This is a genomic window from Acinetobacter higginsii (genome assembly GCF_000369845.1).
In the GTDB taxonomy this organism is placed as follows: Bacteria; Pseudomonadota; Gammaproteobacteria; order Pseudomonadales; family Moraxellaceae; genus Acinetobacter; species Acinetobacter higginsii.
The window spans coordinates 568,778-583,964 of the sequence record NZ_KB850211.1; the positions used below are offsets into that span (position 1 = coordinate 568,778).

At 40.5% G+C, this 15,187-nt stretch carries 12 protein-coding genes; 6 read left to right on the plus strand and 6 right to left on the minus strand.

The genetic code is table 11. The annotated features are described in order from the left end of the window. Positions 1–35: 35 nt before the first annotated feature. Positions 36–752: a tRNA (guanosine(46)-N7)-methyltransferase TrmB gene (gene trmB, locus F885_RS17270; protein WP_004654068.1), complete on the minus strand. Its 717-nt coding sequence runs from the start codon at positions 750–752 to the stop codon at positions 36–38. Between the two features lie 182 nt (positions 753–934). On the opposite strand from trmB, the gene F885_RS17265 reads away from it, so the two are divergent. Together F885_RS17265 and F885_RS17260 are read left to right on the plus strand one after the other, a co-directional pair. After that, positions 935–3,373, plus strand: coding sequence for an ExeM/NucH family extracellular endonuclease (locus F885_RS17265; protein ID WP_005313138.1), 2,439 nt, complete (start codon positions 935–937; stop codon positions 3,371–3,373). Positions 3,374–3,580: 207 nt separating this feature from the next. After that, on the plus strand, positions 3,581–4,192 hold the full coding sequence (locus F885_RS17260) for a glutathione binding-like protein (RefSeq protein WP_004654065.1): 612 nt from the start codon (positions 3,581–3,583) through the stop codon (positions 4,190–4,192). Between the two features lie 53 nt (positions 4,193–4,245). On the opposite strand, the gene F885_RS17255 is transcribed toward F885_RS17260, so the two are convergent. Together F885_RS17255 and ahpF are read right to left on the minus strand one after the other, a co-directional pair. Then, positions 4,246–4,590, minus strand: a complete 345-nt coding sequence (locus tag F885_RS17255) for a hypothetical protein (protein ID WP_004806359.1) — start codon at positions 4,588–4,590, stop codon at positions 4,246–4,248. A gap of 158 nt (positions 4,591–4,748) precedes the next feature. Then, positions 4,749–6,314 carry an alkyl hydroperoxide reductase subunit F gene (gene ahpF / locus F885_RS17250; protein WP_005313143.1) on the minus strand — a complete coding sequence of 522 codons (1,566 nt, stop codon included), beginning with the start codon at positions 6,312–6,314 and terminating at the stop codon, positions 4,749–4,751. Between the two features lie 230 nt (positions 6,315–6,544). On the opposite strand from ahpF, the gene F885_RS17245 reads away from it, so the two are divergent. Beyond that, the gene (locus F885_RS17245; RefSeq protein ID WP_005204420.1) at positions 6,545–6,763 is read left to right on the plus strand and encodes a DUF1653 domain-containing protein; all 219 of its coding nucleotides are present in this window, start codon (positions 6,545–6,547) and stop codon (positions 6,761–6,763) included. 40 nt (positions 6,764–6,803) lie between these two features. Next, positions 6,804–7,391, plus strand: a complete 588-nt coding sequence (locus tag F885_RS17240; protein WP_005313146.1) for an O-methyltransferase — start codon at positions 6,804–6,806, stop codon at positions 7,389–7,391. On the opposite strand, the gene F885_RS17235 is transcribed toward F885_RS17240, so the two are convergent. Beyond that, complete coding sequence (locus F885_RS17235; RefSeq protein WP_005313149.1) at positions 7,368–8,417, minus strand: helix-turn-helix domain-containing protein; 1,050 nt, start codon at positions 8,415–8,417, stop codon at positions 7,368–7,370. The genes F885_RS17240 and F885_RS17235 overlap by 24 nt on opposite strands. Positions 8,418–8,539: 122 nt before the next feature. On the opposite strand from F885_RS17235, the gene F885_RS17230 reads away from it, so the two are divergent. Continuing rightward, positions 8,540–9,733: an alkane 1-monooxygenase gene (locus F885_RS17230; RefSeq protein ID WP_005313151.1), complete on the plus strand. Its 1,194-nt coding sequence runs from the start codon at positions 8,540–8,542 to the stop codon at positions 9,731–9,733. 53 nt (positions 9,734–9,786) lie between these two features. Here F885_RS17230 and F885_RS17225 read toward each other — a convergent pair whose 3' ends face one another. Then, positions 9,787–9,996, minus strand: a complete 210-nt coding sequence (locus tag F885_RS17225) for a KTSC domain-containing protein (RefSeq protein WP_005204416.1) — start codon at positions 9,994–9,996, stop codon at positions 9,787–9,789. Between the two features lie 253 nt (positions 9,997–10,249). Further along, positions 10,250–10,813, minus strand: coding sequence for an alkyl hydroperoxide reductase subunit C (gene ahpC / locus F885_RS17220; protein ID WP_004654049.1), 564 nt, complete (start codon positions 10,811–10,813; stop codon positions 10,250–10,252). Between the two features lie 476 nt (positions 10,814–11,289). Here ahpC and hrpA point away from each other — a divergent pair, with 476 nt between their 5' ends. Then, positions 11,290–15,144, plus strand: coding sequence for an ATP-dependent RNA helicase HrpA (gene hrpA / locus F885_RS17215; protein ID WP_005313155.1), 3,855 nt, complete (start codon positions 11,290–11,292; stop codon positions 15,142–15,144). Positions 15,145–15,187 lie beyond the last annotated feature (43 nt).

Below are 15,187 nucleotides of genomic sequence, written 5' to 3' on the forward strand. Positions count from 1 at the left end.
AAAAATGAGTGGCTTCCTTCGAAAACTAAATCAGCTTATTTAATTTTCTTAAAGATAAAATCATTAATCTTATGACCAGATTCAAGACCACGACGCTCAAATTTAGTCACTGGACGCCATTCTGGGCGAGGGTAGCTATTGCCTTTACCTGCCAAGTTTTCCATATCTGGACGGTTATCTAGGATATCAAGCATCCACTCTGCATACGGTTCCCAGTCAGTTGCTGAATGGAAGGTACCACCAAGCTCTAACTTCTGTTCAACCAGTTGCATACGCTCATGAATCACAAAGCGGCGTTTAAAATGACGTTTCTTCTGCCAAGGATCTGGGAAGTAAAGCTGTACGCAGTTAATGCTGTTGTCTGGCATTTCACGTAACACTTGGATTGCATCGGCATCCAGTACAAACAGGTTCTTTAAGCCTGCCATACCTGCTTCATAGACACATTGTGCGATGCCAGGTACGTGAACTTCGATTCCAACAAAGTTACGTTCTGGATTAGCTTTCGCCATTAACACCAAAGAGCGACCCATACCAAAACCGATTTCAACCGTTAATGGACGCTCAGGATGTTCAAAGTGTTGACGTAAATCACCAACAGGATATTCCAAAATTAAATCACGATAATCTTCTAAAGCAGTACGTTGTGAAGTATTGAGCGGAGCTGAACGACGCATAAACGTCACAATTTCACGGTGCTCAGGCAAATTGTCGAGTTCCGTAATTTGCGTTTCTAACTGATCGTTTGACATGATTCTGGAGATATAAATATAGAAATGCCGTATTTTAAGTGTTCAGGTGGTCAAGTCAAACTTTAAGTGATTTTATTTAGCCAGTCATTTTTGAAATTGCTTAAAATTTGTCAAAAAAGCTTCATGTAGCTGTCACAGAAATTGCATAGCCTAATTACAATTTTAACACTAAGTAAAAAACGATGAACAATTTTAAATACCATTCGATCGCCATTTGCCTAGGTTTATTAGGCGCATCTTCAATCTTTTCTGCTGCGCATGCACAATTGATGTTTAGCCAATATGTCGATGGCAGCAGCAATAAAAAGGGACTGGAAATCTATAACCCCGATGCCACAACAGTGAATTTAGCCGATTATGAAATTCAGCAATTCAATAATGGTGGCACAGTTAAAACCGCGGCTTTTCCTTTACAAGGTAGCTTGGCCAGTAAACAAAAATTCCTGATTGGTCGTTCAGAATTACAGGCGCAGTTGGGCGATAAAGTTAATCAAGTTGCGGGATTATCTTTTAATGGTGATGATGCGATTGTGTTGCTTTATCGCGGTACGCCCGTAGATCGTTTTGGTCGTATTGGTGAGCGTCCAACGGCAGGTTGGGGTACAACGGTATTCAGTACTGCGAATAGCTTTAAACGCATTCAAACAGACAATCCTGTAGTGAGTGTTGATCCGACTAGTCCATTTGACCTCGACCAATCTTGGCAGGCATGGACAGATCGAAATGATTTTTCGAATTTAAGCGGTTCAACCACCACACCGCCTGTTGATGCCGTCAGCTGTAGCAGTAGTGATACACCGATTGCCAGTTTAGCCGAGTCGACTCAGAATCAAAACTATACCATTCGTGGTGTAATCACAGCGGATTATCGCTATAGCAATGGTTTCTCAGGTTTCTATGTGCAAACACCTGATAGCAAAGCCACGCCAAATGTCAGTAATGCGATTTTTGTTTATATTCCTGCAAGCAGTGCAGTCAAAGGTGGACAAATTGGTGATGAAGTCATCCTGCGTGGTCGTTTAACCAGTTATCAAAACCAACTTCAATTGGATCAGTTGCAGCAGGATATTAAGACCTGTAACCAGAACATGGCATCGCTGATCCAACCACTGGACTTGAACTTGCCATTTAGCAGTTTGACCGATACAGCAGGGAATTCACCTAAGCGTTACCAAGGGATGTTGGTGAAATTACCGCAAACGTTGACGGTAAGTGAAAACTATAATTTTGGTCGTTATGGCGAACTTTCTCTAAGCCTTGGTCGCTTATTTATTCCGACCAATCTTTATCCTGCACTTTCAAATGAAGCCAAGGCTTTAGCACAACAAAATTTACTTTCTAAGATTATCTTTGATGATGGCTATAACAATCAAAACCGTGCACCGTGGTTGCCACAAAACTTTAGTGCGTTGAATACGCTACGTTCGGGCTATCAGTTAAAGAACGCACAAGGTATTTTAGAATATCGTTTTAATGCTTGGCGTGTACAACCGATTGCAGGGGCAAATTTGCCAGAAGTAGTGACTACGACCAATCCGCGTCCAACAATTACTGCTAAACAAAGCAAACATATTCGTGCTGCGGCATTTAACGTGCTGAACTATGACAATGGCAAGAATGGTTTCCCAACGGAACGTGGTGCCAACAGTCAGGCTGAATTTGATAAGCAACATGCCAAAATCGTCAATGCATTAAAATCAATCGATGCAGATGTGTATGGTTTGATGGAAATTGCCAATAATGGTTATGGCAGTGATAGTGCAGTTGCTAACTTGACTAAAGCTTTAGGGCCAGACTGGAAATATGTGATTCCAGAAGGACTCAATCAGCTCGGTACTGATGTGATTGCGGTTGCCATTATCTATAACAGTAAACGTGTTCAGCCAGTGAATAAGCCTGCGGTATTGGATTTAGGGGATAAAAGCCGTTCGACCATCGCACAATCCTTCAAACCTGTACAGGGCGGACAAATCTTTACAGTGATTCCAAATCATCTTAAATCGAAGAGCTGTCGAGGTGTCGATGAAAACTCTCTGGATGCAGATCAACGCGATGGTCAGGGCTGCTGGAACCCGACCCGAGTGAAAGCGGTTGAGCAACTCACCCAATGGATTGCCAAGAATCCAACCCAAGTGAAGAATCCGAATATCTTACTGTTAGGTGATATGAACAGTTATGCCAAAGAAGATCCAATCTTAAGTTTTGAGAAAGCCAACTATAAAGTTTTGCTCAATGACAGCAAAGTCGGTGAGGGTAATAAAGGTTATAGCTATGTCTTTGGTGTGGCGAGTGATGCAGATGGTTATGGTGGTGCAGGTAACCTTGATCATGCCATTGCCGATGCCAATTTGTATAAACGTGTAATCAAGACTTTTGCATGGCATATCAATGCCGATGAACCAACAGTATTGGACTATAACGAAGAATATAAAACCGATGAGCAAAAGGCCTTGTTCTTCTCGGCAGATGCTTATCGTTCTTCAGACCATGACCCTGTAATTGTGGATTTGGATATGAAAAGCTCGGATTCTCAACTTGAGCCCAATAATCCGAAGAATATCATCGTTGAATTTTTAAACTCATTATTTGAATGGTTAGGCAAACTTTTTGGTCGAGCGTAATCTTGATTTCCGTGACATTGTTTGGTTTGTTTTTTCATAAATTAATCAATCGTCACGGAATATAACTTGCAAGGCAGAAAAAAATTCATTAATAGTAGTGGTGTAGATGTTCTTAGCATGAAAGCTATTATAAATTTTGGTTATTTCTGTTCTCGAGTTTCGTAGGAACGTTCTAGGGCATAAGTTGTTAGATAACAAGGATCAATTATGAAGTTGTATTATTCACCTGGTGCATGCTCATTGGCAGCCCATATTATTTTAAATGAAATAAATGTCGATTTTGATTTAGAACGAGTTGATCTAAAAACACATAAAACTTCAAAAGGTGCAGATTATTACGAGATTAATCCAAAAGGCTATGTACCTGCTTTGGAAATTAATCCAGGTCTAATTTTAACTGAGAATGTGGCAATTTTGCCGTTTTTAGCACAGCATGATCCAAAACAGGATTTAATCCCACCATCGGGGATGGGGCGTGCCAAAGTCCTAGAGTGGTTAGGCTATTTGAACTCAGAATTGCATGATGCCTATTCAGTATTCTTTAGCGGTAAACTCACTGATGATGAGAAAACCAAAGCATATGCAGAAGTTGATCGTTTGCTTAAATATATCGACAACTATTTAGCTGAATCGGATTGTGATTATTTGGTCGATGATAACTTTGGTCCTGCGGATGCCTATTTATTTGTTCTTACCAACTGGTCAAATCACATTGAGCATGACTTAACGCCTTATATCAATATTATTGCATTGCGTAATAAAGTGGCTGAACGTCAGTCTGTACAAATTGCAATGCGCGATGAAGGTTTATTAAGTTAATTCAGACCAATAAAAAAGCCTCTGTAAACAGAGGCTTTTTTATTTCAACTCAATTATTGTTGAGCTTTTTCTTTCACATCAGCAGCAGTTGATTCTACAGCGCCTGCAACTTTAGCTGTTGCATCACGTGCCGCAGCCTCAGTTTTAGCAGCAGCTTCAGCCGTTGCAGTTGCAGTGTGATCAGCAGCAGCATCAATTTGATCACCAGCAGTATCTACAGCAGTTGCAACATTGCTCGCAGCTGCATCAGCCGCATTTTGAACGTCTGCACCAGCTTGATCAGCAGCATGTTCTAAATGCTCACCCGTGGTTGCACCAGTTTCAGGTGCTTTATCTTTATTACAGCCTACAAGCGCAACAGTAGCAGCAAGACCTAATGCAACAAGTAATTTATTCATTGTCTATTTCCTTTTCTTTGTGGCATCCAATTGGATATGGATACCGAAAATATAAACATAAACTTGATGAATAATAAAGTTGAAAATTTGTTGATAACTTGTAAAAAACACGCACTTACATCGGAAAATGTAAGTGCGTGCACATGTTCTGAGTAGACTTATACGCCAGAACGGATCATATAATCAAAGGCAGACAGTGATGCTTTCGCACCTTCACCTGTGGCAATGATGATTTGCTTGTACGGCACGGTAGTACAGTCACCTGCGGCAAAGACACCTTTGACATTGGTTTCGTTGCGATCATTAATCACGATCTCACCACGGTTACTCAACTCAACCGCACTGTTCTTTAAGAAATCTGTGTTTGGTAATAAACCAATCTGTACGAAGATCCCTGCAAGTTCAACTGTGTGTTCAACATCAGTGGCACGGTCTTTGTATTTCAATGCCGTTACTTGTGCACCATCACCAACCACTTCAGTACTGAGTGCATTCAAGATTACCGTGGTATTTGGCAAGCTATTTAACTTGTCCTGCAATACTTGGTCCGCACGAAGTTTGGTATCAAATTCAACCAAAGTCACATGCTCAACAATCCCTGCAAGGTCAATCGCTGCTTCAACACCAGAGTTACCACCACCAATCACGGCAACACGTTTGCCTTTGAATAATGGACCATCACAGTGTGGGCAGTATGCGACACCACGAGTACGGTATTCAGCTTCACCCGGTACATTCATCTCTCTCCAACGTGCACCTGTAGACAGGATGATAGTTTTCGATTCAAGCTTGGCACCATTCTCTAGTTCAACCTCAACTAGACCATTGGCAGTTTGATCTGCACCAGTGATCTTGCTGACACGTTGCAAGTTCATGATATCGACACCGTATTCACGGACATGTGCTTCCATGTCTTGAGCGAACTGAGGACCCACAGTTTTTTGTACTGTGGTGAAGTTCTCAATGTCCATGGTATCCATCACTTGACCGCCAAAACGTTCAGCCACGATACCCGTTTTGATGCCTTTACGTGCTGCATAGATCGCCGCTGTACCACCTGCAGGCCCACCACCAATCACCAATACATCAAATGCATCTTTGGCATTGATTGCGGCTGCATCTTTCTCAGCTGAATTGCTATCCAACTTGGCAACGATTTCTTCCAAGGTCATACGGCCTTGACCAATATGCTGATTGTCTTGGAACACCATTGGCACAGCCAAGATTTTGCGTTCTTCAACTTCGTCTTTGAAGAAGGCACCATCAATCATGGTTGCCGTGGTATTTGGATTGTTAATCGCAATCAAGTTGAGTGCTTGAACCACATCCGGACAGTTATGGCAGCTAAGCGATACAAACACATCAAAGTTGGCAGTCAAGTTTAAGCCTTTGATCTGAGTGAGTACTTCATCAGAGACTTTAGGCGCATAACCTGATACTTGTAATAATGCCAAGATCAAAGAAGTAAACTCATGTCCCATCGGTAAGCCAGCAAAGAACACACGTGGTTGTTCACCAGCTTTGGCCACACCGAAACTAGGACGGCGAGCGTTTGAACCGTCAAAACGCGCCGTAACTTGGTCAGAAAGTTCAGCAATTTCAGTCACGAGTTCTTTAATTTTTTCTGCTTTGTCGGAGTCATCTAAAGCAGCAACCAACTCGATTGGACTTTCTAAACGTTCTAAGTAAGCTTTTAATTGAGTTTTAATATTTTGATCTAACATGTATTTCTCCAAACGCTAAGACTTTTAAATCAGCTAAATTCATTCAATGAGGCTATAGTACGCAAAAGTACTGAATAGGTAAAACAGTATGTTTTTATGAGTTTGATCGGTTTTTTGAATTTTTAATAAATTTACTATTTTTTGAACATTTCTTTCACAAAAAATTTGAGTACAATCAAAGTTGTTATATAACTGCAATCATTTCGTGGCATAAATAAAGGGTAAGTAATATGACCTTACAACGTGGCATTTATCAACACTATAAAGGTCAGCTGTATCAAGTGTTTAATGTGGCTCGTCATAGTGAAACCGAAGAGGAATTGGTGGTCTATCAATGCTTATATGGTGATTACTCAATGTGGGTACGTCCATTGGCAATGTTTAGCGAAACCGTTCAGCTCGATGATGGTCAAATTCTGCCACGCTTTAAACTAATACAAACGACTTAAATTCAATACACTTTGCATAAGCGTAGTTGGGGGATCAGATATGACCAGCACTGTATTTTTAAAACGTATCTCTGATTTATATGATGAGTTTAAACAACATGATGCTCGACAGTCTGATCGTTTAAGACGCTACCGAAATATTGAAGCTGAGTCAGCTAAGCTACTTGCGATGTTGGTTCGTACTCAACGATCAAAACGGATTCTAGAAATTGGGACATCTACAGGCTATTCAACACTTTGGTTGGCAGAAGCAGGTAAAAGCGTTGGTGGGGTTGTACAAACCCTAGAAATTAATGCCTTTCGCAGTGCGCAAGCAAAAAAATATGCTGAAGAATTTGGCTTAGAGCCGTTTATTGATTTTTGGGTGGGGGATGCTGCTGATTATCTGGCCCAAGCGACTGAACCTTATGATTTGATCTTACTTGATGCTGAACGTGGTAGTTATGTGAGCTACTGGCAAGACTTAAAGCGTTTATTGCAGTCTTCGGGAAGTACTTTAATTGTTGATAATGTGATTTCTCACGCCGCAGAGGTGAAAGAATTCCTCGAACTAATTAAAGATGATGAAGATTACATGAGCACCATTCTGCCGATTGGTGCAGGTTTATGTATGGTGGTGTTGAAGTGAATTGATTTTACTTTGATGGTGTAGTCGATATGCTTGAGGGCTACAGCCAATCACTTTATTAAATGCACGGGTGAAATTGGCAGGATTAGAATAACCCAGTTCATAGGCAATATGGGTAATGGTAAAGCTAGAATTTTCTAATAACTCAATCGCACGCTCAGTGCTGATCTGCTGCTTTAACGCTTGAAATTCCACACCTTGTTGCTGCAAATAGCGTTGCAAGGTTTTAGTGGAAATATTTAAGACTTTGGCACATTCCATGAGGGTTGGGACTTGATTGGCTTGTCGTAACATCATGCTGACCCATTCCACAATTTCGCCTTGATGATAGATCTTCTGGATTTGTTCCTGACAGCGTTGTTCAACTATTTTTAAACTATGTGCATCTGCCAAAGGTAAGGGGAGTGCTAATTGCTGCTGATCAATCACCACGCGGATACCTGAAAGCCAAGTATAGTTAAAGTGGAAATTGGCTTTTACTAAGGTTAAATAACGTTCTTGATAGCTTGGCTCTGGAACACTCAAATAGACTTGATAACGTTGTAATTGCTGACCTGCCAACTCTAATAGGCTGTAGTAGAACGCTACGGCAATCGCTTCAATATGAAAGGCCAAACATTGCTTATTCATCTGCAAAATTGGTTCAAATAATAGTTCAACTTTTTGTGAGCCTGTTGGAAACTGAATGCTGAGCTTAAAACTTGGCATAATCAGTCTAAAATATTGTGCAATCAGCCTAAGTGCATGTTCCAGATTAGGACTGGTCATGAGTGCATAACCGACGAGACTATGTGAGCTGAGCTTTATATTTTTACCCAGTTCAAAGGCCAAGTCTTGGGTATTGGGCAGACTTAAACCAATCTCAATGAATTGTTCAATTTGCCGAATCGATAATAATTCTGTTTTTGCCAGTTCTCGCTGCACAGCTATCAACAAATCATTATCGTATTGATGCGTACCGATTAAAATTTCAATCAGTCGTAAATAATAACGTGATGGAATAACTGGGATCTGCTGCTTTTGCACAAGAAAAACTCAGTAAAGTCTTAAAATGATAATAGCAAGTCTTAAAATGATAATATAGAGGACCGGTGAAGGGGCACAATCAATTCAAGCAAAACATTTTGTGTTTGATTGAGGAATTTCTAATGAATATGCATACTCAACTGGATGTCGAGCAAGCGACAACAACATTTAAGGATAAGAAACGTCATTTATGGCTATTAGGTTTGGCTGTACCGACCATTGCAATGGGTGGTTTGGCGGGCTATCAATTTGGCCCTAAAAAAACGAAAAAGTTCTTCGCTTCATTTGGGCCATTATTTATTCATGGCGTTATTCCAACATTAGATAAATTGATTGGTGAAGACACCGAAAACCCGCCATTAGATGCAATCGCGGATTTAGAAGCCGATCCGTATTACGCTCGAATTGTTAAACTTTTTATTCCATTACAATATGCAACCAATATTTATGGGGCTTATTTAGCCAGTCGTAAAGACACCCCAGTTGCAGATCAAGTCTTATTGGGAACTTTGGTGGGCATGGTCAATGGAATTGCGATTAATACTGCACATGAACTGAGCCATAAGAGCGGACGTTTAGAGCATTATCTTTCGCATTTGGCTTTAGCGCCATCGGGTTATAACCATTTCCGAATTGAACATCCTTATGGACATCATCGTCGCGTTGCAACACCTGAAGATCCTGCATCGTCACAATTTGGCGAAAGCTTTTGGAAATTTTTACCGCGTACTGTGATTGGTAGCTTCAAATCGGCGATCGAAATTGAGAAAAACCGTTTAGAACGTAAGAAACTACCTTTTTTCTGTAAGGAAAATGAGTTAATTCATGGTTGGGCAATGTCAGCTGTATATCATGCTGCCATGTTTAGCAAGTTTGGTATGCGTTCAGTACCATTCCAAGTCACGCAAGCTGCTTATGCAATTACCTTGTTTGAGTCTGTGAATTATATTGAACATTATGGTTTAAAGCGTGCAAAGAAAGAAAATGGCCAATATGAACGTACTTTGCCAGAGCATAGCTGGAACAATAATAATGTGGTGACCAATTTGTTCTTGTATCAATTACAACGTCATTCAGATCATCACGCCAATCCGACTCGAAGCTTCCAAACTTTGCGTCATTTTGAAGATGCGCCACAATTACCTGCTGGTTATGGTGCCATGATTCTGCCAGCATTTATTCCATCTTGGTGGTCAAAAATTATGGATGATCGAGTGGTGCAACACTATAAAGGTAATTTGGACAGAATAAATGTCCATCCTGAAGCCAAACAGAAGATGTTAGAGAAATATGCTGAACAGCAAGATGCTGCTTAAAGCTGAAGTGAGATACAACGAAAATCAGCCCAATCGGGCTGATTTTTTGTTTTTTAAGCTGAAATACAGAGTCGTTTAAAATGCAGATCAAATTCTAGATATTTATGCACAAAGGCAGTTTTATCATTGGTGCGAAGTAAATTATTGTAGATAAACTCTGGAACGGGATGATAAAGCTCACCTGAGCCATTGCTATAGAAAATTTTTAAATAGCGTGAAGAAACATCATATTTCCAAGAGGTTACAACAACTGGTTTTTCCATATATTTGTCCCCATTTTGATTTGATCTTTTAGTACATGGTTAATAACTCTGGTGTTCTATTCTTTGACAGTACTCCAACTGTAACCGTCTGACAATTCATAAATGAAGCTTGCTATAAATTTATAAGTATAAGAATTGTAAAAAAATAGCTATAAATTTTGGGTGTGAAATAGGGCTTGGATTGATAAAAATAATCAATAAAAAAACCACCCTAAAAAGGGTGGTTTCAAACCAATTGGTCTAATCTAAATAATTAGATTTTACCAACTAAGTCGATAGATGGAGCAAGCGTAGCTTCGCCTTCTTTCCATTTAGCTGGACAAACTTCACCTGGGTGAGCGTGAACATATTGAGCAGCTTTAACTTTACGAAGAAGTTCAGAAGCATCACGACCGATACCACCAGCGTTGATTTCAACGATTTGGATTTTGCCTTCTGGATCGATTACGAAAGTACCACGATCAGCAAGACCAGCAGCTTCGATTAATACGTCGAAGTTTTTAGAAAGTGTCCAAGTTGGGTCACCGATCAATGGGTATTGGATTTTACCAATAACTTCTGAAGTGTCGTGCCAAGCTTTGTGCGTGAAGTGAGTGTCAGTAGACACGCCATAGATTTCAACGCCTAATTTTTGGAATTCAGCATAGTTGTCAGCAAGGTCGCCTAACTCAGTTGGACATACGAAAGTGAAGTCAGCTGGGTAGAAGAATACAACAGACCATTTGCCTTTAAGATCAGCTTCAGATACGTCAACAAATTGACCGTTGTGGTACGCAGTTGCTTTAAATGGTTTAACTTCAGTATTAATTAAGCTCATCATTGTCTCCATGATTGAGGTTTTATTGAGAGGCTAACGCCTTACTTGTTTACGTGGTCAAGAATAAATAATTTTTAGTTATTGGGGAAATAGTATTTTTACATGACTAAAATCGGAAAATTGAATAACTCAATAAAAACGACTTTCACCCAAGAATATCTGTCCTATTTGACTGCATCGAGATGAAGCAAACATGACAAAAGATCCAAAACTAATGTGCATAACAACATGAAGTCTACGTCAGCAAAATTCAAGGGTAAAATTGAAAAAAGATAAAAATATATAAAAAACCAAGATATACGATTAAATTTTCTACATCGTATGTATGTGTAAAACGATCAGGGAATAAAAAGAGGTATGGGCTAAATAAGCTAAGTTTTGCATTCTGTCGCGAAGAGAATGAAAAGCTTTCTTTGCATAGCAAGGGCTTAAGGCGTAAAATAGCCGATTATTTTATTTTTCAGGAAAGCTGTTCAGTGCAGAGTCATTTAAATGTAGATCAATTGGTTATGGCACGTGACCGTCACCGTTTAAATCGACTGCGCAAAGATAAAAAAACAGAAACAGCAGAAATTGAAAAACTATTTGAACAGTCTAACCATAAAGTCAAACTACGCTTAGCGCGTATTCCCAAGATCAAGCTGAATCAAGACCTGCCTGTCACTCAATACGCAGATCGTTTAATTGCGGCAATTCAAAAGCATCAAGTCATTATTGTTGCTGGTGAAACCGGTTCGGGTAAAACCACACAGCTTCCACAAATCGCGATGCTGGCAGGGCGTGGACTCACTGGGATGATTGGTCATACTCAGCCACGTCGATTGGCGGCTCGAAGTGTCTCGCAACGTATTGCAGAAGAGGTGGGCGAAAAGCTTGGCGAATCAATTGGTTTTAAGATTCGTTTTAATGAGCAAGGCTCGCAAGACTCGATCGTCCGTTTGATGACCGATGGTATTTTGTTGGCTGAATTGACCAATGACCGTTTTCTTTCGAAATACGACACCATCATTATTGATGAAGCGCATGAACGCTCACTCAATATTGACTTCATCATGGGCTATCTCAAGCAGCTTTTGCCAAAACGTCCTGATTTAAAAGTCATCGTGACTTCGGCGACTCTGGATGTAAACCGTTTTAGCCAATATTTTTATGATGCGCCTATTTTTGAAGTAGAAGGCCGTAGCTTTCCGGTTGAACTGCGTTATCGTCCGATCTCTGAACTGAGTATTGTCGGTAGTGATGATGATGAATTTGATGATTTCGAAGAAAATTTACCGCGTGCTGTAGTACAAGCAGTAGAAGAGTGTTTTGCCGATGCTGAAGCAAAAGGTCATCCTGAATATGCGGATATTTTAATTTTTGCCAGTACAGAGCAGGAAATCCGTGAATTGCAGGAAACGCTGCAAAAATATGGTCCTCGTCATACTGAGGTGTTGCCTTTATATGCACGTTTAGCACTGGCTGAACAGCAAAAGATTTTTAGTCCAAGTGGCAAAGGTCGACGCATTATTATTGCGACCAACGTGGCTGAAACTGCATTGACGGTTCCGAATATTCGCTATGTGATTGACAGTGGTTTTGCTCGTATCTCGCGTTATAACTACCGTTCTCGGGTACAGCGCTTACCGATTGAAGCGATTTCACAAGCTGCAGCCAACCAGCGTAAAGGCCGCTGTGGTCGTATTGCTGCGGGTGTATGTATTCGTCTATACAGTGAAGAAGACTTTTTAAGTCGTCCTGAGTTTACTGAACCTGAAATTAAACGGACCAACTTAGCCTCTGTTATTTTGCAAATGCAAAGCTTAGGTTTGGGCAATCTAGAAGATTTTGATTTTATTGAGCCACCTGATTTCCGTTTGGTGAATGACGGACGTAAGCTCTTGGTTGAGTTAGGTGCATTAAATGAACGTAAGAATGATTTAACCAAAGTCGGTCAAATGATGGCGCGTATGCCAATTGACCCACGTTTAGCACGTATGTTGGTTGGCGGGGCTCATTTTGGTGTGCTCAAAGAAACCTTGATTATTGTCAGTGCTTTAGCCATTCAAGATCCGCGTGAGCGTCCTGCGGACAAGCAAATGCAGGCAGATCAAAAACATGCACTGTTTAAAGAAGCTGACTCAGACTTTTTATTTTATTTAAAACTTTGGAATACGCTGCAAACCAGTCCCGAAACACAAACTGAAAATAAGCGTCGTCAATTTGCACGCCAGCACTTTTTAAGTTGGTTACGCCTTCGTGAGTGGAAGCAAACCCATCAGCAATTGGTTGAATTGGCAGAGGGTTTAAAACTTAGTTTTAATGAAAAATCAGCCAACTATGAAAACCTACATCGTGCCTTACTCACGGGCTTACTTTCATTTATTGCAAATAAAACCGATGAACGTAATACCTTTATGGCAGTGCGCCAACAGAAGGCTAAAGTTTTTCCTGCCAGTACCTTACACAAGACCAATACCGCTTGGGTCATGGCATTTGAGATGGTGGAAACCTCACAAGTGTATTTACGGACTTTGGCAAAAATTGATCCTGAATGGATTCTATTGGCTGCGCGTGATTTATTGAAATATCACTATTTTGAACCTCATTGGTCGAAAAAAGCGGGCATTGTAAATGCCTATGCACAAATATCGCTATTCGGTTTAATCATTGAGCCAAAGCGAATGATTAACTTTGAAAAAGTGGATCAAGCTGCGGCACATGAAATCTTTTTACGTGATGGACTGACCACGGGCAATTTGGGTATTACACCGCCATTTTTAAAGCACAACTTACTCAAACTCGAAGAAGTCGAACGGGTTGAAGATAAATTACGTCGTCGTGATTTGGTGGTGGATGAAGAAACCATTTATCAGTTTTATGCAGAAAAAGTGCCTGAGGAAATTGCCAGTCGTCGCAGTTTTGAAGATTGGCGCGCAACAGTAGAACCAGAAAATCCGCGTTATCTCTTTGTGGAAGATGATGCATTGTGGATGAATGATCGACCAACCACGCAACAATTCCCTGATTATTTGCATAATGGACAACTGCGACTTGCTGCCAGCTATCGTTTTGACCCAAGTCATGACGAAGATGGTGCAACCGTCAAAATTCCCGTTCAAGCATTGCCACAAGTCGATGAAAAGCAGTGGTCATGGGGTATTCCGGGGTGGCGTCAGGATTTGATTGAGGCTTTGTTAAAGGCACTGCCTAAAGACAAGCGTCGTAATTTGGTGCCGATCCCAGATACTGCCAGAAAATTGATGCAAGGGATTGATGCGGTCCATTTGCGCGAGCATTTATTTAGTTACCTAGCTTTTGCATTACGCGGTGAGCAGATTACGGAAAAAGACTTTTCTTTTGAACGTATCGATCAGTATCTCATTCCTTTTATTAAGATTGTAGATGAGAAAGGCAAGTTAATTGCACAAGGGCGTGATTTAGACGAGTTAAAAGCACGTTGTCGCGTTGAAACCCATCGTCCAGTGAAACAGCAACAAGGTGAGTTCCAGACCTTCCCTGAAAATTTTGTATTCGAAGCATCGCAAAAAGTAACAGGTGTTGTGATCAAGCAATATCAGGCTTTGGTTCCAACTAAACTATTTGCTGAGCTTGAAGCCAAAGATGAATCTGGCGTGGTGATTCAAACCTTTAATGACCAAGATGAAGCGATTAAGCAACATCGAGAAGGGGTGATTCGCTTGGTGCATATGCAGTTGGGGGATTTAATCCGTCAATTGAAAAAACAGATTTCCAAGCCCTTGGCTTTGGCTTATTCACCATTAGGTGATCGAGCAAAACTGGAACAAATGCTGATCTATGCAACCTTGCAGGTTTCAATTCAAGATCTACCAAAAAATGCGGCTGAGTTTCAGCAGTTACTCACTGAAACTAAAAAGCAATTTTTAGCAAATGGTCAACAGACATTAAATGATTTAACTGAAATATTTACCCAATGGCAGCAGATCCGCCGTGAGTTATTGGTGTTGGATCAAAGCATCTTTGGTCGAAGTGTGGATGATATTGAAGATCAACTTGATTTAATGTCATTAGCAAACTTTGTTTATAGCCGTCCTGCTGAAATTTGGCAGGAATACCCGCGTTATTTAAAAGCGCTGCTATTGCGTTTAGATCGTTTGCCCAATAATCTACAACGAGACCTTGCTGCAATTGATGATGTCGATCCATGGATGGACAAAGTATTTAAATTTAAAAATGATCCTAAAATCAAAGAACTGTATTTGATGTTGGAAGAATTTAGAATTTCTTTGTTTTCTCAGCCGATGAAAACAAAGCTGCCTATTTCACCAACTAGATTACAAAAACTATGGGATCGATTAGCAATCGGTTAAACTGAGAAATATGAAAGTTAGAAGCATTCTTTACAGGAGTTTT

Bases quoted from the DNA above. Each gene is read 5' to 3' on its own strand.
- trmB (WP_004654068.1), bottom strand. From the start codon at position 752: ATGTCAAACGATCAGTTAGAAACGCAAATTACGGAACTCGACAATTTG.
- F885_RS17265 (WP_005313138.1), top strand. From the start codon at position 935: ATGAACAATTTTAAATACCATTCGATCGCCATTTGCCTAGGTTTATTA.
- F885_RS17260 (WP_004654065.1), top strand. From the start codon at position 3,581: ATGAAGTTGTATTATTCACCTGGTGCATGCTCATTGGCAGCCCATATT.
- F885_RS17255 (WP_004806359.1), bottom strand. From the start codon at position 4,590: ATGAATAAATTACTTGTTGCATTAGGTCTTGCTGCTACTGTTGCGCTT.
- ahpF (WP_005313143.1), bottom strand. From the start codon at position 6,314: ATGTTAGATCAAAATATTAAAACTCAATTAAAAGCTTACTTAGAACGT.
- F885_RS17245 (WP_005204420.1), top strand. From the start codon at position 6,545: ATGACCTTACAACGTGGCATTTATCAACACTATAAAGGTCAGCTGTAT.
- F885_RS17240 (WP_005313146.1), top strand. From the start codon at position 6,804: ATGACCAGCACTGTATTTTTAAAACGTATCTCTGATTTATATGATGAG.
- F885_RS17230 (WP_005313151.1), top strand. From the start codon at position 8,540: ATGAATATGCATACTCAACTGGATGTCGAGCAAGCGACAACAACATTT.
- F885_RS17225 (WP_005204416.1), bottom strand. From the start codon at position 9,996: ATGGAAAAACCAGTTGTTGTAACCTCTTGGAAATATGATGTTTCTTCA.
- ahpC (WP_004654049.1), bottom strand. From the start codon at position 10,813: ATGAGCTTAATTAATACTGAAGTTAAACCATTTAAAGCAACTGCGTAC.